Origin of the sequence: Streptomyces sp. NPDC090106 (assembly GCF_044747265.1) — a bacterium.
Classification (GTDB): domain Bacteria; phylum Actinomycetota; class Actinomycetes; order Streptomycetales; family Streptomycetaceae; genus Streptomyces.
Window position 1 is genome coordinate 1 of record NZ_JBIVDS010000031.1, and the last position, 21738, is coordinate 21738.

The following is a 21738-nucleotide window of genomic DNA, read 5'->3' on the forward strand; positions in this document are numbered from 1 at the left end:
TTTCTGGTCGCCGATCTGAAGCATGGTTCCCCCGATTCCCGGCGGACTCCCCGGCCGCCGTGTCCGGCCCACCCATCTGGAGGCGGGACCGCACTCACGTTCCCACGGGAAGGGCTCGGAAGGCACCGTTCCCCCAATAATGTGACATATGTTCTCGGGCGGGGTCTGCAGTGTCTAACGGGTGCACAGCTCATACGTTGACGCCTTGCTCCAGACTCGCTGCTCCTTGAGCACCGTGGCCAGACAGCCTCACGGGCAAGCGTGATATCGACCATGCCTTCACCGGAAGCTTGGTCCCTTCGGTCCCTCAAGTTCATGTGTTGGCGAGGGAGCGCAAAGACCGGCATGAGCACTGCAGGGCGAAGCGCGAGGTGTAGGTGCGCTACCTTGCTGCTCACGCCGAGAGGTTCATCCAACTCTGCTGCTGATGATGAGAAGCGAAAGTATCGGTTAATGAGTCCGATCGTGGTGCGTCGAGTGGTGGTCCTCAGTGCTGTTCAGGCGGGGCGTGACTAGCGCTTTGTTTGAGAGCTGCACCATGTTTAGTATTAAGCTGCTTGTACCCCTCTCTAACAAGAGGACGCTGCTATGGCTCAGCGCATTGTGACCGTCTATACCGATGACCTGACCGGTACCGAGGGTGAGGACATCGCCACCCATGCGTTTTGCCTTGATGGTGTCAATTACGAAGTTGATCTGAATCCTGACAGTTATCAGAAGTTGCTGGATGCCCTGGGGCCGTTCGTCCAGGTGGGACGCAAGGTAGGGGGCGGTTCCCGCCGCGGAGGCGGGAAGAAGGGGGTTGCGGGGCCAGATCCGGTGAAGGTTCGCGAGTGGGCCCAGAGCCAGGGCATCGACGTGAATGCTCGTGGTCGGGTAGCCCGGGATGTCATCGAGAAGTATGAAGCCGCTCACTGACCTTTGACATTGCGTTCAGGTCAGAGGCAGGGTGCTGGAGATTCATTGGCGGTCCGGCCCCCTGTCTTACGCCGCAAGGTGAACTCTGACGTTCATGAGAGATTGATGTCTGACGGATTTGCAAGATGAGCTCGCGCGGCTTCCAGTTCTGCTGCTCACGAAGGAGCGTCCGAGCCATACCGCCCCCGCAGCTCACGGAGGTAGGAACGATCGTTTCGGTGTTCGCGCCCCAGCGACAGATACGTCCTGTGCAGCCGTTCCAGAACGGTTCGGTCCAACTCGACACCGAGTCCCGGTCTGCGGGGGACCGCCACAGAGCCGCCAACGAACTCAAGCCCGCCGGGGACGACGACGTCGTCCTCGGCGTTCCACGGGTAGTGGGTATCGCAGGCGTGGCTCAGCGCCCGAGTGGCCGCCGATGCATGGGTCATGGCGGCGAGACTGATTCCGAGGTGGGAGTTGGAATGCATGGACAGCTCCCAGCCCACGGCAGTGCACACGTCCCCCAGGGCGACCGAAGCCCGTAGCCCGCCCCAGATGTGGTGGTCGCCCAGAACGATACGCAGGGCATTCAGGTCCACGGCGGCTCGCACATCTGGCAGCGAGGTCACACACATGTTGGTGGCCAGCGGAAGGCTGGTGTGCGCGGCGACGGCGGCCATGTCCCGTACCCCGGCCACGGGGTCCTCCAGATACTCCAGCAGCCCTTCGAGTTCCCTCGCCGCTTTCAGCGCGGTGGACAGGTCCCACACGGCGTTCGGGTCCAGGCGCAGCGGCATACCCGGGAACGCCTCCCGCAGTGCGCGGATCGCTGCGATCTCCTCCTCCGGCGCGAAGACTCCACCCTTGAGCTTCAGTGATCGGAAACCGTACTGGTCCACCATCCGGCGAGCTTGGGCGACGATCCCCTCGGGGGTGAGCGCCTCGCCCCAGGGGTCCGGAGTCATGTCTGGGTGACTGGCCCATTTGTAGAACAGATAGCCGCTGAAGGGCACGGAGTCCCGAACGCGCCCTCCGAGTAGATCAACCACGGGCACCCCGGTCAGCTGTCCCTGGGCGTCCAGACAGGCGACCTCCAGCGCGGAGTACACCCGGCCTATGTCGAAGGCCGGAGCCGGCAGGGGGGCCGGGCCTCGCGACTCGGGGGGATCGGCCCGGTCGGACCAGCAGCGCCAGGAAGCCTCGGGGCCGATGTCGACGCCGTCCGCCCGGCCGGAGAGCAGATGGTGCACGAACTGCCGCAGCCGCTCGGTGTCGAAGACGCCGGTGCCGGGCAGCCGGGAGCCGACCAGCTCCAGCCAGTCCAGCTGCCAGGCGTGGCCGGCGCACTCGCCGAGCCCGGTCACCTGCCCGCCCTTGCCGTCGTCGACAACGAGTTCGAGGACGGCGCGCAGCACGTGCGGCTGATGGATGCCGTCGGCATTGAGCAGAGGAGGGTCGGTGAAGGCGATCGGGGTGAGGCGGAGTTCACGGATGAGCATGTGCAGGGATCTCCTGACTGAATCCTGTCCGGTGGTGGTCTCAGCCCTGGGGAACGGTGGTGTTGAACTTCTCGAACATCTCGGCTGCGGCATCGGCGATGCCCTTGCCGAACAGGACATCCTCGTTGACCCGCTTGAACTCGTCCTTGTCCTCGGAGGAGCCCGAGGGCGGCATGGGGTTCTTTGAGAAGCGGCTCTCCAGAGCGGAGACGTATTCGTAGACCAGACGGTCGCCGCCCTCCAGGCCCGACGCGATCCGGTTCATGGTGGTGCGGTTGGGCGGTAGCCCGCGGACCACACCGAGAGCAGACCCGGCAGCGGGGTCGTTGAGCAGGAAGTCCAGCAGAAGGGCGGCCTCTCGCTTGTGGGCGCTGCTCTGCCGGACGCACATCATGCCCGCGCCCACCGTCAGCCCGAGCGGGGCCCCGGAGGACACGGTCGGGAACGGGACGGCGGCCAGTTCGCCGTAGCTGCTGAAGTACGGCGCGGCGCTGGAAGTCAGGTTGAACTCGGCCGTCGTCAGGTGGCGTACCAGTGGGGAGCTCGCGGGTGAGCCGTCGTAGGAGGCGGTGACGGAGGGTTCGGTGAAGACGCGCTCGTCACGCAGGCGTGCGGTCAGGGTCCAGAACTTCAGCAGGTCGGACTTGGTGAAGCCAAGGGAGCCGTCCGCCCGATACATGGATTTGCCGTGCTGGATGAGCCAGACGTTGAAGGTCTCGCTGTAGCCGCCGAAGTCTGTGAGCGGGGCGCGGTCGGGGGATGCCTTGCGCAGCGCGGGTGCCACGTCCTCCACGAGGTTGTCCCAGGTCCAGCCAGGTTTGGGTAGTCCGCCGGCCTTATTCCAGATGACGGGGTCGACCAGCAGGGCTTGTGTGATCAGTCCGGTTGGTACCGCCCACAGTTTGCCGTCGACGCGATTGTCCTCAACGTATGCCTTGGGAACGCCGTTGAGGCGGATGCGGGAGAACTCGGACCCGCCGAGGTTAGCGATCAGCCCGTTAGCTGCGTAGTCGCGCAGCTGGTAGTAGTCCATCTGTAGGACGTCGGGGCCGGTGCCCGCGGCGACCTGGGTGGCGAGCCGCTGAAAGTAGGGGTGGATGCCGCTGAAGGAGGTCTCCACCTTGATCTCTGGGTGAGCCTTCTCGAAGAGCTGGACGGCCTTGCGGGTGGCGAGGTTGCGGGCGTCGCCGCCCCACCACTGGAAGCTGAGCGTGATCTGGCTGTCCGCAGCGCCGGATGAACCGGTGCCGCAGCCGGTGGCGGCGGCACCCAGGCCGAGAGCGCCCAGTGAGGCGAGGATCCGGCGGCGTGAAGGGCCTCGGGGCGGTACGGACGAGGCGGCGGAGCGGTGCTTGGGGGACATCGGTGGCCCTTCGCTCGGTGGTTCGGGCGGCTCGGGGGGAACAAGGTGGCTCCGGAAGGAGCCCATCAGGCTGCAAACGTTGCCACTCTGTTGCGGCTGGCCTGGAAGGTACGGCCGAAAGGAGTCCCGCGTCAACGGTGCCGACCTGGAGGGTCCGGTAAAAATCGGCTCACTGCAGCCCCTTGCGGCATTGACGATCGCATGCAAACGTTGCCGCCGTCATCCATCCTCGATGGAGAGGAGTACTCCACGATGGCCCAGGCGACTGCACCGCCTCGCCCCGTGTCACCCCGGCAAGGCGACCCTGCCGACCGTCCCGCCCGGCGCCGCTCCCAAGGTCTCGCGGCGCATGTCTTCCTCGCACCCTGGCTGATCGGCATGATCGCCCTCACCCTGGGCCCGATGCTCGCCTCGCTCTACCTGTCCTTCACCGACTACGGCCTGTTCACCGCACCCAAATGGGTGGGACTGGCCAACTACCGTTACATGCTGGAAGACGACCGCTTCCTGTCGTCCATCGGCGTCACCCTCCAGTACGTCCTCATCGGTGCCCCGCTCAAGCTCGCCGCCGCGCTCGCCGTGGCGGTGCTCCTCAACCGCGCAAGCCGCGGCGTGGGGCTGTACAGAGCCGCCTTCTACGCGCCATCCCTGCTCGGCGCGAGTGTCAGCGTCGCCCTGGTGTGGCGGTCCTTGTTCGCCACCGACGGGCTCACCGACCGGGGCCTATCCCTCTTCGGGATCGACGTCGGCGGCTTCACCGACAACCCGGACTTCGCCCTCTACCCGCTGATCACACTGACCGTCTGGCAGTTCGGCGCGCCCATGGTCATCTTCCTGGCCGGCCTGAAGCAGATCCCCCGGGAACTCTACGAGGCCGCGTCGCTGGACGGCGCGAGCCGGGCCCGGACCTTCTTCTCGATCACCCTGCCGATGCTGACACCGGTGCTCTTCTTCAACCTGGTCATGGAGATCATCCACTCCTTCCAGTCGTTCACCTCGGCCTTCGTCATCAGCGGCGGCACCGGTGGCCCATCCGACTCGACGTTGCTCTACTCGCTTTATCTGTATGAGCAGGCGTTCACCAATTTCCACATGGGCTACGCGTCCGCCATGGCCTGGGTCCTGCTCGCCGTGGTGTCCTCGGTCACCTATGTCGTCTTCCGCACCTCCCGCAAGTGGGTCTACTACGCACAGGAGGACGCCTCGTGACGACGACTACGGCGGCCGCCCCCGCCGCACCCCGGCACCGCTCGCTGCGCACCGTGCTCTGGCACGTCACCTGTCTGGCCATCGGGCTGGTCCTGCTCTATCCCGTGCTGTGGCTGCTGACGGCCTCGGTCAAATCGGGCACCGAGATCATCTCCAACCTCAGTCCTGTCCCGAAGGCGTTCACCCCGGACAACTACGCCAACGCCGTCGACGGCGTGAGCGGCATCTCGCTGTGGCGGCTGTTCGGCAACTCCCTTTTCATCTCGCTGGCCACGGTCGTTGGCAACGTTGTCGCCTGCTCCATCACCGCGTACGCCTTCGCCCGGCTGCGCTTCCGGGGCCGGGGTATCTACTTCGGCCTGATGATCGGCACCTTGATGCTGCCTATGCACGTCGTGCTCATCCCGCAGTACATCATCTTCCAGAAACTCGGCATGGTCGGCACCTACCTGCCGCTGATCCTGCCGAAGTTCCTAGCCACCGAGGCATTCTTCGTCTTCCTCATCGTGCAGTTCATCCGCTCCCTGCCCAGGGAACTGGACGAGGCGGCCCTGATCGACGGCTGCGGCCCCTACCGCACGTTCTGGCACGTGATCATGCCCCTGCTCAAGCCTGCCCTTGTCACCACGACGATCTTCTCGTTCATCTGGAGCTGGAACGACTTCCTGCCGCAGCTGATGTACCTGGCCGACCCCGACACCTACACGCTGCAACTGGGGTTGCGCACATTCGTCGACCAGTCCGGCGACGCCGCGTTCGGCCCCATGTTCGCCATGTCGGTGCTGGCGCTCATCCCAGTACTGCTCTTCTTCCTCGCATTCCAGCGCCTGCTGGTCGAGGGCGTGCAGACCTCCGGATTGAAGGGCTAGGTGTCGTCGTGCGGAGTCCCCGATTCCAGCTGTTCGCCGACTGCCTCCTCCTCGGTGTCCTGCTCCTGCTCTGCTCGCTGCCCCTGGTGACGGCCTTCGCTGCCCTCACCGCCGGCTGCGCGGCCCTGCGGGAACTGGCCCACGGTGGCCCCGGCGTCACCCCGGCCACACTGCTGGCCGCCCTACGCCGGGTCCTGCGCTCCGGCCCCGTCGTCCTGCTAGCCCCCACGCTGCTCCTCACCCTGCTCTGGCTGGACGCGGTGATCCTTGAGGCCCACGGTGGCACGGGCCTTCCTTTCGTTCTCGCTGGGACCCTCGCGGCGGCGCTGCTGCTGCGGTGCGCCGCCGGCTGGCGCGAGGGCACGCCCTGGCGGCTCACCGTGGCCGCGGCGTTCCGTTCCGTCCCGCAGCAGCCGCTGGTCCTCGTCTTGCTGGCCGGGGCGTGCGCGGCGGTGGCCGCGCTCCTTGCCATGTCGCCGGTCTTGATCGTGATCCTCCTGGGCCCCCTCGCCCTCGCCGCGACTGCCGCCGACGCCTGGCGTCCTCTGAGCGTCGGCCGGCCTCTTTCCCGACGGACTGCCACTACGGCATCCTCCTCACGCTGATCGGAGTTCTCATGCCTTCCGAAGCCGTACGCCGACGAGCCGCCGTGGTGGGACTGGGTGCACGCGCCAGGCTCTTCACCGAGGCACTCACCGGTCCGTACGCCGACCGCTACGACCTCGTCGGGTTCTGTGACGTCAACCCTCACCGCATGGCGGTGCACAACGAGTGGCTGGGGACGTCCGTGCCCTCGTACGCGGCCGAGGACTTCACCCGGATGCTGAAGACCGAACGCGTCGACACCGTCGTGGTGTGCACAGTGGACCGCACCCACGACCACTACATCGTCGAGGCTCTCGAAGCCGGATGCGACGTGGTCACGGAGAAGCCGATGACCACGGACGCGGACCGGGCCCGACGCATCCTCGACGCCCAACGGCGCACCGGCAGAGACGTGCGGGTCGCCTTCAACTACCGATACAACCCCGTGCACACTGCCGTTCGCGAGGCCATTGCCGACGGCCGTATCGGAGAAGTCGGCTCCGTCCACTTCGAATGGCTCCTCGACCTGCGGCACGGAGCCGACTACTTCCGCCGCTGGCACCGAGAGAAGAGCAACTCCGGCGGCCTGATGGTCCACAAGGCCACCCACCACTTCGACCTGGTCAACTGGTGGCTCGGTACCGAACCCGAGAGCGTCTACGCTCTCGGTGACCTCTTTTTCTACGGCGACCGGGCTGGCACCCGCAGAGGGCTGGCCCACGACTACGCCCGAGCCCACGGATCACCCGAGGCCAGCAGCGACCCGTTCGCGGTACGGCTGGCCGACTCGCCCGTGCTGACTGCCCTGTACCTCGACGCCGAGGGCGCCGACGGCTACCACCGCGACCAGAACGTCTTCGCGCCCGGCGTCACCATCGAGGACGACATGGCCGTCCTGGTCCGCTACACCTCCGGCGCCACGCTCAGCTATCACCTCACCGCCTACTCCCCGTGGGAGGGGTACCGGGTCACGTTCAACGGCAGCGAGGGCCGCCTGGAACTCCTTGTGGAGGAGTCCACCTGGGTCCAGCCGGAGGCGCGGATCCAGGGCGACACCGCGGTGATGCACGGCGAGGCGGTCGGCGACAGTACAGGCCGGACGGAACTGCTGCTGCGGCGCTTCTGGGAACCCCCGCTCACCCTCGACGTCTCCGTGGAGGAAGGAGGCCACGGCGGCGGCGACGTGCGCATGCTCGCTGATCTCTTCGGGCCTGCCACCGCCGACCCGTTCGGCCGGGCAGCCGACGCCATGGACGGCGCACGTTCCCTCGTCACCGGGCTCGCCGCCAACGTCTCGTTCACCACCGGCCTACCTGTGCGCACCGAGGACCTCCTCGACCTGTGAACACCCTCGCTGCCCTCACCCGTCACACCCTCCGGACTCCGGAGCCGACACGCGAAAGCACCTCATGACCGAGAAAGCATCGCCCGTACGGGTGGCCGTAGTCGGTGCCGGAGGCATCGCTGAAGCCGCCCATCTGCCTGCCGTCCGGGCCCAGGGCGGCGAAGCGACCACCGTCGCCGTTGTCGACGTTGACCTCGACCGCGCCCGTGCGGTCGCCGCACGCTGGGACGTGCCCCACGCTTACGGATCGGTACCCGAAGTGCTGGCCGAAGCCCGCCCCGACCTGCTCATTGTGTGCACACCCCCGTCCGCCCACCAGGAGGCGATCGTCACTGCGCTCGACGCCGGAGTCTCCGTGTGGTGCGAGAAGCCACCGGCCCTGTCGCTCGCCGAGTACGACGAGACGAGCGCCCACGAGGGCCCTGCCGGACCTTACGTGTCCTACGTCTTCCAGCACCGGTTCGGCTCCGGCGCCCGTGCTCTGCGCGAGCAGGTGACCACCGGTGGACTTGGCCGCCCGCTGGTCGGCATCTGCCACACCCTCTGGTACCGGGACGCCGCCTACTACGACGTCGAGTGGCGCGGCCGGTGGGCCACCGAAGGTGGCGGCCCGTCCATGGGACACGGAATCCACCAGATGGACCTCATGCTGTCCCTGCTCGGCGAATGGACTGAGGTCCGCGCCCACACCGCGACACTGGACCGCGCCATCGAGACCGAGGACGTTTCCATGGCCACCGTCCGCTTCGCGAACGGCGCCCTGGTCTCCGTCGTCAACAGTGTCCTGTCCCCGCGCGAGGTCAGCTACCTGCGCTTCGACTTCTCCGAGGCGACCGTGGAGCTCAACCACCTCTACGGCTACGACAACTCCCACTGGACGTGGACTCCCGCACCCCACCGGCATGGCGCTTCACCAGCCGACCTCGGCGCACCTGACAACGACGAACCCAGCTCGCACACCGCGCAGTTGCGCGCACTGCTGGCCTCGTTGCGGGCCTGTGAACGCCCCGCCGCCAGCGGGACGGACGGACGCCGAGCACTGGCCCTCGTTGCCGCGCTGTACCAGTCGGCGGACACCGGCCAGCCCGTCACCCCGGACGACCTCACCCCCGACAACCCCTACTACCACTCCATGAGCGGGAAACCGGCCACCACGAGGTCCACCGGAGACAAGGAAGCCCACCATGTCTGACACCTCCTTCCGGATCCGCCACGACGAAGCGGCCACCGCGTACACCGTCTCCGTCGCAGACACGGACGTCGCCACCTACGTGTACCGGCCCGACGCCCCGGCCGAGGAGTCGCCCAAGCCCTACTTCCACCCCCTGCGTACCTTGACCGGGGCGCCGCTGACCGTCTACCGGCCCTGGGACCACCGCTGGCATAAGGGACTGCAGATGACCCTGTCCCACGTCAGCGGCCAGAACTTCTGGGGCGGTCCGACCTTCCGCGCCGGAGCACCCGGCACCGGCTATGTCTGGGGTGACAACCACGGCCATCAGTTCCACCGTGACTTCGCGGACCATGCGGCGAGCGCGAGCGACCTGACCGTCACCGAAACCCTCGACTGGGTGGCCTCCCACGGTGAGAAGTGGCTCGACGAGACACGCACCGTCCGCTTCCACAGTGCCGACACCGCCGCAGGCCTGTGGGCCCTGGACTTCACCACGGAACTCACCAACGTCCGGGACACCGAACTGGACCTGGGCAGTCCCACCACCCACGGCCGCCCGGCGGCCGGTTACACCGGGCTATTCTGGCGCGGGCCGCGAGCCTGGACCGGCGCGGAGCTGTTCGCCGCCGACGGCCAGGGCGGAGACGACCTCATGGGCAGGGCCGCCGGATGGGCCGCTGTCACCTCGGAGCACGACGACATTGATGGCGGAGCCACCGTCATCGCCTGCGCGGGCACCAGCAGCGCGGCTCCCTCTCTGACCTGGTTCGCACGCAGCACGCAGTTCGCCGCGCTCAACCCGTCCCCCGCCTTCTACGAGGAGATACGGCTCCTGTCCGGAGAGACCTTGACCCTCAGCCACCGGTTCGTGTTTGTCGACCGAGTGCTGGACCGGGCCGAGACCGAGGCGATTGCGGAAAGGCACGCGCTGTGAACCTCGCATCCCCCACCCCTCGACCCGCCTTCCCCGGTTCCGTTGGGCTGAGCGGTCTGGAGGTCTATCCCTGGCCCACGGCCGACGGGCTGCATGGAGGCTCGCCCCATCTGCACCTCACCTGCACGGAGGGGTACGTGGTCGTCGGCGGCCAAGGGCGCCTGGAGACCCTCAACCATGACGAGCACGCCGTCCACGACCTGTCCGCGGGCGACGTTGTCTGGTTCACTCCTGGCACCATCCACCGCGCCGTAAACGACGGTGACCTGCGGGTGATCGTCGTCATGCAGAACAGCGGGCTGCCCGAGGCGGGCGACGCAGTGATGACGTTCCCGCCGCAGTACCTCACCCACGAGCGTTACGCCAGCACGGCCTCCGTGCTCGGTGCGAACGGCGATCCCGACCCGGGACGGGCCCGGGCCCGACGAGACCTGGCCGTTGAGGGCTTCACCGAACTGGCCCGGCAGTGGGACCGCGGCAACCGGCAGCCGCTCGCCGACTTCCACGCCGCCGCCGCCGGGCTTGTCACGCCACGGCTGCGTGAATGGACCCAGACCGTCACCGATGGGGCCCTCGCAGCGGCGCAAGACTCGCTGCGCCAGATCGATGCCTTGAGCCGGGGTGACCACAGCTATCTGACGCGGGCCACGGTGAGCAGCATCGGCCGGCCGGACACGCAGAGCCTTGGCATGTGCGGCCTGTTGCACGCGTACGACTCGTTGCGTCGAGCGGGCGGGCCGCAGTCCGCATGAGGGACGAAGCTCCGGGGGCAGAGCCGCCAGGAACAGGGACAGCCACGTCCCCGGAAACGGCACCGCGACCGCTGCCGAAGGGCACTGAGTCCGAGGGGCGCGTTGACGCTCAGCAGGGAGAATGCCAGTCTCGGCACGTGCAGGTGACAATTCGAGAAGTTGCTAGAGCAGCCGGGGTCTCGCCCTCCACGGTCTCCCGGGCGCTGGACCCCGACGGTACGGTCAGCGCGGCCACCCGCGAGCGGGTCCAGGCGGCCGCCGAGGACCTCGGCTACCAGCCCAACCGGGCGGCACGAGGGCTTATCACCGGACGCACCGGCCACATCGGGGTGATCGTGCCCGATCTGCTGAACCCCTTCTTCGCGGACATCTGCAAAGGCGTACAGGCCAGGGCTCGTGGCCTTGGGCACGCCGTATTCGTCAGCGATGCCGAACGCGACGAGGGCCTTGAACTGGACGCGATCCGGACGATGACACCAGAGGTCGATGGGATCATTCTCTGTGCGCCCCACCTCAGCGCCGAGGAGTTGGGCTCTCTTCACCGCTTGACGTCCAAACCGGTGGTGCTACTGCACCGCAAGGAGCCGGGCTTTCCCAGCGTCACTGCCGACATGGCCGAAGGCATCGCCGACGCTTTGCGCCACCTCCACGCCCTCGGCCACCGACGGATCGCGTATGTCGGCGGACCGCGCAGCACATGGACAGCCCAGGAGCGCACAGCGGGCATCGACGAGATGGCTGCCGCGCACAACGTCGAGATCGTTCATGTCGGCAGCGTCGCTCCGCACTTCGACGGCGGAATTACTGGTGCCGCTGATGTTGTGCTGGCTTCGGGCGCCACGGCGGTGGTGGCGTTCAACGACATCGTCGCCTTCGGCCTCATAAGCAGGTTCACCGCACGAGGTGTGCGGGTCCCGGACGAAATGAGTGTGACCGGGTGTGACGACATTGCCCTCGCAGGTATGGCAGCCCCGCCCCTGACCACCATTCACGTCCCCAAGGCACATGCGGCTCGCGCCGCCGTCGATCTGCTCTTCCGGATCCTGGGCACACCGGCAGGGGAGGAGCCCTCCGAGCCAGTGCAGCGGGTCCTCCCGACCCACCTAGTGGTGCGCGGTTCCACCGGCCCGATCGAACGGGATTAGGCAGTGGAGAGCGGGATGCACGGTTCGTAGCGGCGCAGGACGCTGGACGGCCGGTCGCACGGTCCGTTCGGGCGGGACCGTGCAGGGTTCTACAGACCGCTCGACACAGAACAGGGCCGTACGCCTCTACGAGCAGCCGAACCGGTCCTGCAGTCGGCTGCAAAGGGTGTGACGACTGGTTGCCGCACCTGCAGACCGGGCGGGGGAGCGGTGTATGGGGTCACAGATGTTGGAGCAAGGCAGTCAGCGCCGGATTGTCGTTCATTCTCCGCCATACGTAGTCCAGCTCGACTGGTCGGGACTGGCCGGGCATGTCCACTGGCCGGTAGACGACACCGGTGTGACGCATCTGTACTGCGGCTTCGGGCACGAGTGCCATGCCCCAGCCTGTGTTCACCAGGGCGAGGATGCTGTGGACCTGGCTGAGGTACTGGGTGAACACTGGCCGCACGTCCGCGCTGCGAAATGTGGCCAGGAGCAGTTCATGGAAGTAGCGGGCTTCCACGGGCGAGTACATCAAGAAGTCCTGACCGTCGAGGTCTGACAGGTTGATGACGCCTTCGCGTGCCGCCAGCGGGTGGTCCGCCGGAAGCGCGGCCAGCAGCCCTTCGCGTACGGCATTGCGGGCCGTGAGGTCGGCGCCGACCGCGGAGGGGCGGATGAGACCGAGGTCCAGGGAGCCCTCGCTGAGGGCTTCGAGCTGATCCCTGGTGACCAACTCCTGGAGATGGATCTCCACCCCAGGCAGTGCGCTGCGCGCGGCTTCCAGTAGTCCGCCCAGTGCGGAATAGGCGCCGACGGCGGTGAAGCCGACAGCGATTGATCCTGCCTCCCCCGCGGAGACCTGCCGCACTGTGAGAGTCGCGTGTTCCGCCTGGCGCATGATGCGCCGGGCTTCCGAGAGGAAGGCGCGGCCGGCCGGCGTCATCCGTACGGTGCGGTTGGTGCGGTCGAGGAGCTTCACCTTCAGTTCGGCTTCGAGGAGCTGGATCTGTCGGCTCAGTGGCGGCTGTGTCATACGCAGGCGCTCTGCAGCCCGAGTGAAGTGCAGTTCTTCCGCTACGGCCACGAAGCAGGTGAGCTGGGTCATCGTGAACACTGATGCACTCCTTGTATGGATACATCTAAAATTTATGTTGGACGTAAATTAATCGCGCACGTAGCGTCGCACGTATTCGACGGCGCCCTTCTTGCCGCGCACTACGCCATGACGGTCTGGGCGGACCGTCACGGAAATACGTGCCATGGGACGACCACGCGGCCGACAGCCGGTCCTCTCGCGGCCTCAAAGGGCTGCACGCTCTCACGCACCGACCCTAGGGACACGATCTGGTGACCATGACGAACCAGCCCACGCATGCCGCAGGTGACGCCACGATCGACCGCATCGCCTGGCTTCGTCTTTCCTCAGTGGCGCTGCCGCTGGCGACACCGGTCAGCGACGCCAAGGTACTCACCGGCCGGCAGAAGCCGATGACGGAGGTGGCCTTCCTCTTCGTGGAGATCACCACCGAGCAGGGGCACGAAGGGGTCGGCTTCAGCTATTCCAAGCGGGCTGGTGGCCCCGGTCAGTTCGCCCATGCCCGGGAGATCGCCGAGAACCTCATCGGTGAAGACCCCAGTGACATCGGAAAGATCTGGACCCAGCTTGTGTGGGCGGGCGCCTCAGTTGGCCGCAGCGGTTTGGCCACGCAGGCCATCGCCGCCTTCGACGTTGCCCTGTGGGATCTGAAAGCCAAGCGCGCTGGGCTGCCCCTCGCCAAGCTCTTGGGCGCCCACCGGGACTCGGTGCGCTGTTACAACACCTCCGGCGGTTTCCTGCACAGCCCTACCGAACAGGTCCTGGACAACTCTTCCGCCTCGCTGGGCCATGGCATCGGCGGCATCAAGATCAAGGTCGGCCACCCTGACGGCAAGTTCGACCTGAAGCGCCTCGCCGCGGTGCGTGAGCACATCGGCGACGCTGTTCCGCTGATGGTCGACGCCAACCAGCAGTGGGACCGACCCACCGCCCAGCGCATGGGTCGAGCCCTGGAAGAGTTCGACCTGGTCTGGATCGAAGAGCCTCTCGACGCATATGACACCCAGGGACATGCCGCGCTGGCCGCATCCCTGGACACCCCGGTCGCCACCGGCGAGATGCTGGCCAGCGTCGCGGAGCACGCGGAACTCATTCGGCATAACGCTGCCGACATCATCCAGCCTGACGCCCCCCGCATCGGCGGTATCACTCAGTTCCTCAAGCTCGCCGCACTTGCCGAGCACCACCAGTTCCAACTCGCCCCGCACTTTGCCATGGAGATCCATCTCCATCTGGCCGCGGCCTACCCGATCGAACCCTGGGTGGAGCACTTCGACTGGCTGGAGCCCCTGTTCAACGAGCGCTTGAAGATCCGCGATGGACGAATGTACGTCTCCTCCCGGCCGGGCCTCGGCTTCACCCTCAGCGACCAGGTCCGGGCTTGGACTCTCACTCAACACGAGGTCGGCTCCCGCCCCTGACCGCAGCCTACGGGCCCAACGCTCGCATCGCGACCGCCGCCGTGTCCGGGCACAGGCACCGCCGTAATGGACGGCCGTGCCCGCATCCACCGTCCTCTGCGGGCATTGGCCGCTCAGCTCGGCCATGTGCCTTATGCAGCCACTTCCTCTGACCTCGTGATTACCAGGAGCGCCCACCCCATGACGTTCTACACCCCGGCCGACCTGCGTACCCGACTCGGCTCCGGACTGCTCTCCTTCCCCGTGACACACTTCAAGGATGACCTGTCCTTCGATGACAGCGCCTACAGGGACAACATCGTCAGATTGGCCAAGTACGACGTCGGCGGCCTCTTCGCCGCGGGTGGCACCGGCGAGTTCTTCTCCCTCACGCCCACCGAAGTCGAAGCCGTCGTCACAGCAGCGGCAGACAGCGCCCCGGACGACACTCCCATCCTGGCGCCGGCCGGATACGGCACCGTAACGGCGACGGAGTACGCCGTTGCCGCCGAACGCGCCGGCGCGGACGGCATTCTGCTCTTCCCGCCATACCTCACCGAAGCCGGGCAGGAAGGACTCGCCCGCCACGTCGAGGCGGTCTGCCGCTCCACCTCGCTTGGCGTCGTCGTCTACAGCCGAGCCAACGCCGTCTACTCCGCCGACACCGTCGCCCGCCTCGCCGAGACCTGCCCCAACCTCATCGGCTACAAGGACGGTGTCGGCGACATCGACACCATGACGCGCATCTACACACAGCTGGGTGAACGGCTGACCTACATCGGCGGTCTGCCCACGGCCGAGACCTTCGCCCTTCCCTACCTTGAGCTCGGCGTCACGACGTATTCCTCGGCCATCTTCAACTTCCTGCCCGAGTTCGCGCTCGACTTCTACGCTGCGGTCCGGGAGCGCCGCCACGGTGACGTCACCCGCATGCTCACCGACTTCGTGCTCCCCTACACAGCGATCCGAAACCGCCAATCCGGCTACGCCGTCAGCATCGTCAAGGCCGGCATGACCGCCACCGGCCGCAGCGCAGGTCCCGTCCGGCCCCCGCTGACTGACCTCACCACACCGGAACAGGACGAACTCGCCGCACTGATCCGCAACCTGCCTGCCCGCACCGTCTGACCGGCTTCCCGCACAGAAAGACGCCACTGTCTGGCAATACCGTCTCCTCAGCCCGTCCGGCCGGAAGACATCCCACCGGTGTGGGCGTCGAAACGCGGCCCTCGACGCCTGCACCGGACAGCCCTCGCCGACCTCGTGCACGGTAGGGGCCAGGGCGAGGCACGAGTCCGTCCTCATTGACCGGCTGCTGGCCACCCGGGTGAGTTCGCGCCCAGGTGAACTGCTCCTCTGCTTCCGTCAGCCGCCCGAGGCGGGCGAGGCTCATGCCCAGTCACGAGGGACGGCTGGCTGCGTGGTGCCGAGGCCCGCCTCGGTGAGGCGACGGTAGATCCGTACGGTGGTATCACCGGCCTCGACTGCACCGGCGAGGTCGCCGCTGTCTGTGGCGTCCAGAGCGACCTGGTAGGCCGCGTCGGCGAGTCGCTCCTCGTCCAGAACTCCTCGGTGCACGGCAGCCTCGACTTCGGAGAAGTTCTCCTTCTCTGCGGCAAATGCCTGCCGTAACAGGCCTTCGTCGTAGAAGAGGTCGGCGAGCGCGTACCGGGTGTGCATCCGTATCTCCGCCTGCTCGGAATCCTCCGGCTCGGTCAGCCGGTCCAGAGCCTGTGTGCACAGGTAGCGTTCCTCGTTCCGTGTGCCGCTGTGGCCGCGCGGAACCGCCAGTTCTCTCAGGAAGGAGGCCGCGACCATGGAACTGGCCGCAGAGGCGGGGTAATCGGGGTGGCGGGTTGCTGCGAGGCCTTCTCGATAGCTTGCCTCGGCTTGTTCGCGTTGTCCGGTTCTGCTGTGAGTGACTCCGGCCTTGCGGTGTCCTTCGGCCAAGGAAATGCCCTACCGTGCCGTTCCCTTGCTCTCCGTCATCCGCGTACACAGGGCCACAGCAGCGTCAGCTGCTTCGCGGGCCGCGCCGCGGAACAGTCCCAGAGCGTTGCTGCCGCATGGCCGCGGACCAGCGCAAGGTCCTTGAGTGGAGGGGCGTGACCCTCCTGCGGCGCGCGGCCCAGATGCTCGTATGCCGCCAGGACCGCGGTGGTCGCCGCTGCGTGGGTGCCGAGTCGAGGAACTGACGTCACGTACCCCTCACTCTCCCGAACTCAGCTCGCCGTGCATTGAGTTCGGACCGTCGTCCCGAGACCACAGCTCCCTGGATCGGGTCCTATTCGACGATCCTGCGGGGAAGCGAACGGTCGAGGGCGGAGAGCAGCAGCAAGAGCAGGCTGCTGCCGAGCATGATCCAAGCGATCAGGTGGAGACCTGAGTCGCTGACGCTCGTCTGGAAGGCCAGCCCGATCACGGCCGACGAGGCGATCGAGCCGACGTAACCGGAAGAACGCAGGAGCCCGGAGGCGGTGCCGAGTTGCTCGGCGGGTGCCTGCGCATACAGTGCGGTCTGATTGCCCGCACCGGTTAGGCCCACCACCAGGCCGAAGCAGACCGTGATGGCCACGACCCAGCCGATCCAGGCGGATGAAGTCAGGAAGAGCATCCCCGCCGAGCCGATGACGCAGGCGATCGCCGCGGCGATGACCGGCCCGCGGACGAGGTTGCGTCGTGAGACGGGCACGATGGTCAGGCCGGAGACCAGTGTCATCGGCAGCAGCATCAGACCAGCCTGCGTCTCGCTCTGGCCCCGCGCGCCGTCGAGCCACTGCGTGATGCCGTACAGCACCACGTACTGACACAACAGGGCCAGGCCGAATCGGAGATAGGTTCTGGAGAGCGGTCTGTTGGCGGCGAGCATCCGTAGGTCGAGCAGGGGGGAGGTGGCGCGCAGCTCCCACAGCACCAGTGCGACCCACAGGACGGCGGACAGGCCCAGCAGAAACCAGTGCGCAGTGGGGAGGGAGAACAGGAACAGCAGGAGCGCGATCATCGCCGCGGCGAACCCGGCGATGCCACCGACATCGAATCGCGCCGCCAACGTACGCCAGGGGAAGGGGCGCTCGAGCGCATCGTCGGGGGCGACCCACAGAAGAGTCGTCGCGAGCGCGAGGAGCGCTGCTGGCACGTTGACGAAGAACACTGAGCGCCAGCCGAGAGTCCCGACGAGTAGACCGCCGACCGGCAGTCCGAGAGCCGCGGTGCCGATACCGGCTATCTGAAGCCCGCCCAGCACACTGCCTGGCGGCTTCTCCAGCCCTGCGTCGCGGGCCCGCCGTCGGATGAGGAGCATGGCGGTCGGGTAGGCGCAGGAGGTGCCCAGACCGATCAGGACGCGGCTGCCCAGAAGCGTCACCAGGTTGGTGGCGCATCCGCCGATCAGCCCTCCGACGGCTACCAGGATGATGCCAGTGAGGAACACCCGGCGCGGACCGAGTACTTCGGCGGCCTTGCCAGCGGTCGGTTGCGCGATGGCGCTGGCGAGGTAGAGAGCGGTCACCAGTGCTGCGGTCTCGCCGACCGGTACGTCGATGCCATGTGCGATGGGCAGCAGCGCGGTGGCGATCAGCGCACTGTTGACCGGGTTGAGTGCTGATCCGATGAAGAGCGGAGTGGTGAACCGCCACGAGAACGCGCGGCCCCGCGGCTTGAGGTCGTCGCGGTCGGTGACCGAGGTGCCGTCCTCGGACGGTGCGTGCATGGCAGCTCCCAGAGCATGTCGAGAGTCGGCGTTGCCCGGTGGATAAGAGACTTATGGTCCGTGTCCAATGGCAGCGTCGACGGCCAGCGTCGTGACGCGAGAAGAGCCTTGTCCGGACCGAACGCGGGGGAGAGCACGGGTCGGGGCTAGGCTCGGATCGTGTGGTCGACCCTGATCAGACCTGTTGGACCACGGAATGCAGCTCGGGCCTGTTCTTGGAAACGCCGGCCCGGTCTGCGGTGCTCCTGGTGACCTCGCCCGTGCCGAAGAACTCGGCGAACACCTGCGTGAAGATCTCCGGCTGGTCGCTCTGCCCCTGATGGCCGCAGTTGGCAGGGTAGAAGAACTGGATATTGGGCAGTGCCTTTTCCTGCAGGTAGCCGTCCTCCACCGGCTGCATCACGTCGTCCTGTCCGTAGAGGTAGATCGCCGGAATCGTGATCCGGTCCAGCCTGCCTTTGGTGCTCAGGCGAACCGCGTTGTTCGTGTCCTGGTCACCACCGCGCGCCGCGGCGAAGGACGCTTCCATGTGCTTCCCGTACGCCTCCTGGTGCGTGTTCGCTGCCAGGGTGCGCATCTCCAGCAGGTCGGAGCTGATGGAGCCCTGACGGTGGGTGATCGCTCTCAGCAGCTTCTCCATGGACTCTGCTGTGCCGTCGAAGATCCCGGCCAGCTGCACCGGTTGGAAGCCGGTCTCCTCCCGGACCGCGATGTACTCCTCCATGCTGACCAGGTCGCCGACCCGGCCGGCGATGAGAGCGAAGCGCAGCACGCGGTCGGGGTGGGCGACGACGTACTGGACCGTGGCCAGGCACCCGGCTGAGTTTCCCGCCAGATGGAATCGGTCCAGGCACAGCGCGGAGGTGAAGTCGTGGACGAAGTCGACGTGTCCCTGGATGCCCGGCTCGTAATAGCCCGTCCGATCCTCGGTCAGTCCGAAGGACGGGAGGTCCGGGCAGTACACGCGGAAGCCTTTGCGGCCGAGTTCCGGAGCCAGATGCTGCCAGCCGGCGGCACCGGACGAGCCCATCAGGCCGCCGTGCAGCAGCACGACCGCGGGCCCTTCGTCGCCGGCCGTCATGTAGTGGGCCTTCACACCTCCGGGCAGCCGCACCCAGCGGCTCGCGAAGCCGTCGACTCTGATGACGCCTTCATCGGTGAGTGCCATCGCAACTGCCCCTTTCAAGACGGCCATGCCACGGTGTCGGACCACTGGTTCGGGTCCGCGGGCAGCCATCGGTCGTAGAGATGGACGAAGGGTTCGTGCCGGTAGAACTCCATGCCGCTGGAACCGGTGCCGCGGTCAGCCACGGGACCTGACGCGGGGCTCGACCCGGTCTGCATCCGCAGCCGCCAGTGGCGGTCGTAGTGCTGCTGGTCGGACCAGAGCTCCAGCAGGAGGCAGTCCTGGGCGAACTCGGTCCCCTGGAACCATTCGAACTGCAGGCACCCTGGTTCACGCAGGGCGGCGACCGAGTTCGCGAGGAGCGCTGGCCGGGCCGCAACCGGGTCCGGCAGAGCGCCCTGAGCGAACACACGGACTGCTCCGCGTCCGGGCCACGAGATCGCGGGCGTCGAGCCGTGCAGTGATTCGGCCAGCCACATTCCGTCCTTGCGGAACTGCTGGTGCAGGTAGAACTCGGATCCTGTCCTGTCCTGATCTCCTTCGGCGGCACACCGACGCAGAGGGTCCTTCTTGTCGTCCCGGTCACCGGAGAGCCAGTACGTCCCATAGGCCTGTTGGTCGGTCCAGAGCTGTACGACCACAACCCGTTCCGGAGCGTCGAGGGAGGTGTACACCTCTGCCTCTGCCACCTCGGACAACAGACGCAGTTCGGAGACCTGCTGTGTCAGGTCGGCCACGTCTGCGGCGGGCTCCGTGAAGCTGTGGATTATCCGTAGGTTGGACACAGGTCGTTTCCCATCTCCCGTATCGGTCAGTAGAAGTTGCTGAGGTTCTTTACGGTGAGAACCGCGACGTCGAAGAGCACGGTGCGCTTCGCGATCTCGAAGCCGAATCCGTTGTGCGCCCGGCGGATGATGTCGTCGCGCCGGCCCACGATGTAGTCCTGGTCGCGTTCGGCCCGGCTGCGGTGATTGATGAAAGAGGACCGGACGGTGAATACCGCCGGATCGTCGGTCTCCGCCACGCGGATGTTGGTCACCAGTTTGCGGGTGCGCGAGGGCGGGTCCTCGGCCCAGGCCATGCGGGTGTAGAGCCGGTCCACACGCTGCTTGAGTTCCTCGAAGTCCTCGTCGAAGTACGCCGATTCGCCGGGGGCGGCGATCTCCAGGGCGCGCTCGCGATAGGTCCTGTTGGTTCGGACCGGTGCCCAGTAGTGAATGTCCTCAGCGAGCATCCCGAGCCAGTCCCGGAACTGCCAGGCGTCCAGGACATCGGCCTCTTCGAAGAGGAACTGCTCGATGTCGCGCTGAACTTCCAGCGAGACCGATGTGGTTGAGCTTTTCGCTCCGGGAGCCGGTGTGATGGGCGAATGTGTTGTCACTTCTCTTCTCCTCAGCTCGCTGGGGACACCTCAGCGAAGGGCCGTTGAAGACGGAGGGCCGCTCAGGACATGGATGAGCGCTGCCTGACGTCAGGAAAGAAGCTTCTCCGTGGAGAAGTCGACCACGTACTCGGGCGGCGTGGGCGGGGACGACGGGTCCGGCATCCGGCGAATGAGCGCGGCCTCCAGAATGAATCCGCCCAGGGCGTCTGCAGTGTCGTAGTAGCAGAAATGACCGGCGCCCTCGTTCAGATCCGCGCCCATGGCGAGTGGAACGTTGATGGAGGCGAGCCAATGCCTGGTGCGGTCCCAGTCTTCGACGTCGGCGCCCACGGTGAGCAGCATGTGATGCAGCCCGGGTCCCCACCGGTCGCGGAACTCCCGGTTGTAGTGGCTGGGACCGAGAGTCGGCTGGATGATCTCGAACCCGAAGTCGGAGACGACCGGCGAGCGGCCGGTGAAGTACTCGTGGTTGACCTGTTCTCCCCGGTAGTACGGCTCTTCGAGCAGTCCCGGTTCGGTCCGCCAGTTGCGTATGTTCCACGCGGGGACACCGAGAATCTCGTGGTACTGCTTGAGGCTCGTCATGAGGTCGTCGACCACCACGCCGACATGGTTGACGCCTCCAACAACGATCGGGCCCACCCCACCGGGCCGCCGGTAGCGGTCGCCGTGGTGCCAGCGCTCGGTTACCTCGACCGTCGTCTGCGCACTCGGTTGCAGGGGGACCTGGACTTCGACGAGGTAGCCCCCGAGTGCCCGCCGTGTGTCGAAGAAATGCCGTTCGAGCGCACCGTCAACTGTCATCGACGCCGCCAGCAGAATGCCTTTGCCGGCCATGGCGGTACGCAAGGTCTCGAACGCGTCCGCACTGCGTACCGCCACGGTGAGGTGGCTGACTCCCTGACGCCTGACGAAGCGAAACTCCTGGAAAGGGCTCTCACCCCGCAACGGCTGGATGAGCTCGAAGGTGACCGGTACGGTCGGATTGCCCAGAGGTTCGACGCCCTTTCCGCCCGCAGGAGGCGTCGTGGTGCCGGTGGCCGTTCGGAAGAAGGGTGTGGTGGGGCGTCCGTAGGACCTGCTCTCTGTCAGCCTGTCCGCACCGAACTCACGGACGTCCCATGCATCGATGCCGAAGATCTCCGCGTATTTGAGCGTCGCTTCCTCAAGGCTGGTCACGACGACTCCGATGGAGTACAGCCTGTCGATCTCTATGATGTCCGCCATGCTTTTCCCTTTTGTCTCGCGTCCCGTGCTCGGGTG

The 21738-nt window shown here is 66.6% G+C and carries 20 protein-coding genes; 11 read left to right on the forward strand and 9 right to left on the reverse strand.

Going from position 1 to position 21738, the window contains the following annotated elements; translation table 11 throughout:
- The first annotated feature begins 588 nt into the window (after positions 1-588).
- A complete protein-coding gene (locus ACIPSE_RS46060) occupies positions 589-918 on the forward strand; it encodes an Lsr2 family protein (RefSeq protein WP_401675962.1) in 330 nt (109 codons plus the stop codon).
- Positions 919-1073: 155 nt separating this feature from the next.
- Here the strand turns inward: ACIPSE_RS46060 and ACIPSE_RS46065 are convergent, their stop codons facing one another.
- Together ACIPSE_RS46065 and ACIPSE_RS46070 are read right to left on the reverse strand one after the other, a co-directional pair.
- On the reverse strand, positions 1074-2399 hold the full coding sequence (locus ACIPSE_RS46065) for an enolase C-terminal domain-like protein (RefSeq protein ID WP_401675964.1): 1326 nt from the start codon (positions 2397-2399) through the stop codon (positions 1074-1076).
- Between the two features lie 40 nt (positions 2400-2439).
- Positions 2440-3762, reverse strand: coding sequence for an ABC transporter substrate-binding protein (locus ACIPSE_RS46070; RefSeq protein WP_401675966.1), 1323 nt, complete (start codon positions 3760-3762; stop codon positions 2440-2442).
- Positions 3763-4014: 252 nt separating this feature from the next.
- Between ACIPSE_RS46070 and ACIPSE_RS46075 the strand changes: the two genes are divergently transcribed.
- The 8 genes from ACIPSE_RS46075 to ACIPSE_RS46110 all read left to right on the forward strand — a co-directional run bounded on the left by ACIPSE_RS46075 (position 4015) and on the right by ACIPSE_RS46110 (position 11775).
- Positions 4015-4971, forward strand: a complete 957-nt coding sequence (locus tag ACIPSE_RS46075; protein ID WP_401675968.1) for a carbohydrate ABC transporter permease — start codon at positions 4015-4017, stop codon at positions 4969-4971.
- Positions 4968-5840 (forward strand): carbohydrate ABC transporter permease, encoded by an 873-nt coding sequence (locus ACIPSE_RS46080; protein WP_401675970.1) that lies wholly within the window; start codon positions 4968-4970, stop codon positions 5838-5840. Before ACIPSE_RS46075 ends, ACIPSE_RS46080 begins: the two co-directional genes overlap by 4 nt.
- A gap of 8 nt (positions 5841-5848) precedes the next feature.
- Positions 5849-6445: a hypothetical protein gene (locus tag ACIPSE_RS46085; RefSeq protein ID WP_401675972.1), complete on the forward strand. Its 597-nt coding sequence runs from the start codon at positions 5849-5851 to the stop codon at positions 6443-6445.
- An 11-nt stretch (positions 6446-6456) separates the two neighbouring features.
- Entirely contained in the window at positions 6457-7770 is a 1314-nt protein-coding gene (locus ACIPSE_RS46090; RefSeq protein WP_401675974.1) for a Gfo/Idh/MocA family protein, read from the forward strand.
- 64 nt (positions 7771-7834) lie between these two features.
- On the forward strand, positions 7835-8962 hold the full coding sequence (locus ACIPSE_RS46095) for a Gfo/Idh/MocA family protein (RefSeq protein WP_401675976.1): 1128 nt from the start codon (positions 7835-7837) through the stop codon (positions 8960-8962).
- Positions 8955-9878: a PmoA family protein gene (locus ACIPSE_RS46100; protein ID WP_401675978.1), complete on the forward strand. Its 924-nt coding sequence runs from the start codon at positions 8955-8957 to the stop codon at positions 9876-9878. The genes ACIPSE_RS46095 and ACIPSE_RS46100 overlap by 8 nt, the downstream gene beginning before the upstream one ends.
- Positions 9875-10630, forward strand: coding sequence for a cupin domain-containing protein (locus ACIPSE_RS46105; protein ID WP_401675980.1), 756 nt, complete (start codon positions 9875-9877; stop codon positions 10628-10630). Before ACIPSE_RS46100 ends, ACIPSE_RS46105 begins: the two co-directional genes overlap by 4 nt.
- A gap of 137 nt (positions 10631-10767) precedes the next feature.
- On the forward strand, positions 10768-11775 hold the full coding sequence (locus ACIPSE_RS46110) for a LacI family DNA-binding transcriptional regulator (protein ID WP_401675982.1): 1008 nt from the start codon (positions 10768-10770) through the stop codon (positions 11773-11775).
- Positions 11776-11995: 220 nt separating this feature from the next.
- Here ACIPSE_RS46110 and ACIPSE_RS46115 read toward each other — a convergent pair whose 3' ends face one another.
- Positions 11996-12874, reverse strand: a complete 879-nt coding sequence (locus ACIPSE_RS46115) for a LysR substrate-binding domain-containing protein (RefSeq protein ID WP_401675984.1) — start codon at positions 12872-12874, stop codon at positions 11996-11998.
- A 239-nt stretch (positions 12875-13113) separates the two neighbouring features.
- On the opposite strand from ACIPSE_RS46115, the gene ACIPSE_RS46120 reads away from it, so the two are divergent.
- Positions 13114-14277 (forward strand): mandelate racemase/muconate lactonizing enzyme family protein, encoded by a 1164-nt coding sequence (locus ACIPSE_RS46120; RefSeq protein ID WP_401676036.1) that lies wholly within the window; start codon positions 13114-13116, stop codon positions 14275-14277.
- A gap of 180 nt (positions 14278-14457) precedes the next feature.
- The gene (gene kdgD / locus ACIPSE_RS46125) at positions 14458-15384 is read left to right on the forward strand and encodes a 5-dehydro-4-deoxyglucarate dehydratase (RefSeq protein WP_401676038.1); all 927 of its coding nucleotides are present in this window, start codon (positions 14458-14460) and stop codon (positions 15382-15384) included.
- 261 nt (positions 15385-15645) lie between these two features.
- Here the strand turns inward: kdgD and ACIPSE_RS46130 are convergent, their stop codons facing one another.
- The 6 genes from ACIPSE_RS46130 to ACIPSE_RS46155 form a co-directional block, all read right to left on the reverse strand.
- Positions 15646-16206: a hypothetical protein gene (locus ACIPSE_RS46130; RefSeq protein WP_401675986.1), complete on the reverse strand. Its 561-nt coding sequence runs from the start codon at positions 16204-16206 to the stop codon at positions 15646-15648.
- Positions 16207-16540: 334 nt separating this feature from the next.
- Positions 16541-17965, reverse strand: coding sequence for an MFS transporter (locus ACIPSE_RS46135; RefSeq protein ID WP_401675988.1), 1425 nt, complete (start codon positions 17963-17965; stop codon positions 16541-16543).
- 175 nt (positions 17966-18140) lie between these two features.
- Positions 18141-19160, reverse strand: coding sequence for an alpha/beta fold hydrolase (locus ACIPSE_RS46140; protein ID WP_401675990.1), 1020 nt, complete (start codon positions 19158-19160; stop codon positions 18141-18143).
- Positions 19148-19828 (reverse strand): putative quinol monooxygenase, encoded by a 681-nt coding sequence (locus tag ACIPSE_RS46145; RefSeq protein WP_401675992.1) that lies wholly within the window; start codon positions 19826-19828, stop codon positions 19148-19150. The genes ACIPSE_RS46140 and ACIPSE_RS46145 overlap by 13 nt, the downstream gene beginning before the upstream one ends.
- Before the next feature lie 74 nt (positions 19829-19902).
- Positions 19903-20472 carry a 3-phenylpropionate/cinnamic acid dioxygenase subunit beta gene (locus ACIPSE_RS46150; RefSeq protein WP_401675994.1) on the reverse strand — a complete coding sequence of 190 codons (570 nt, stop codon included), beginning with the start codon at positions 20470-20472 and terminating at the stop codon, positions 19903-19905.
- A gap of 90 nt (positions 20473-20562) precedes the next feature.
- Positions 20563-21702: a hypothetical protein gene (locus ACIPSE_RS46155; RefSeq protein WP_401675996.1), complete on the reverse strand. Its 1140-nt coding sequence runs from the start codon at positions 21700-21702 to the stop codon at positions 20563-20565.
- Positions 21703-21738 lie beyond the last annotated feature (36 nt).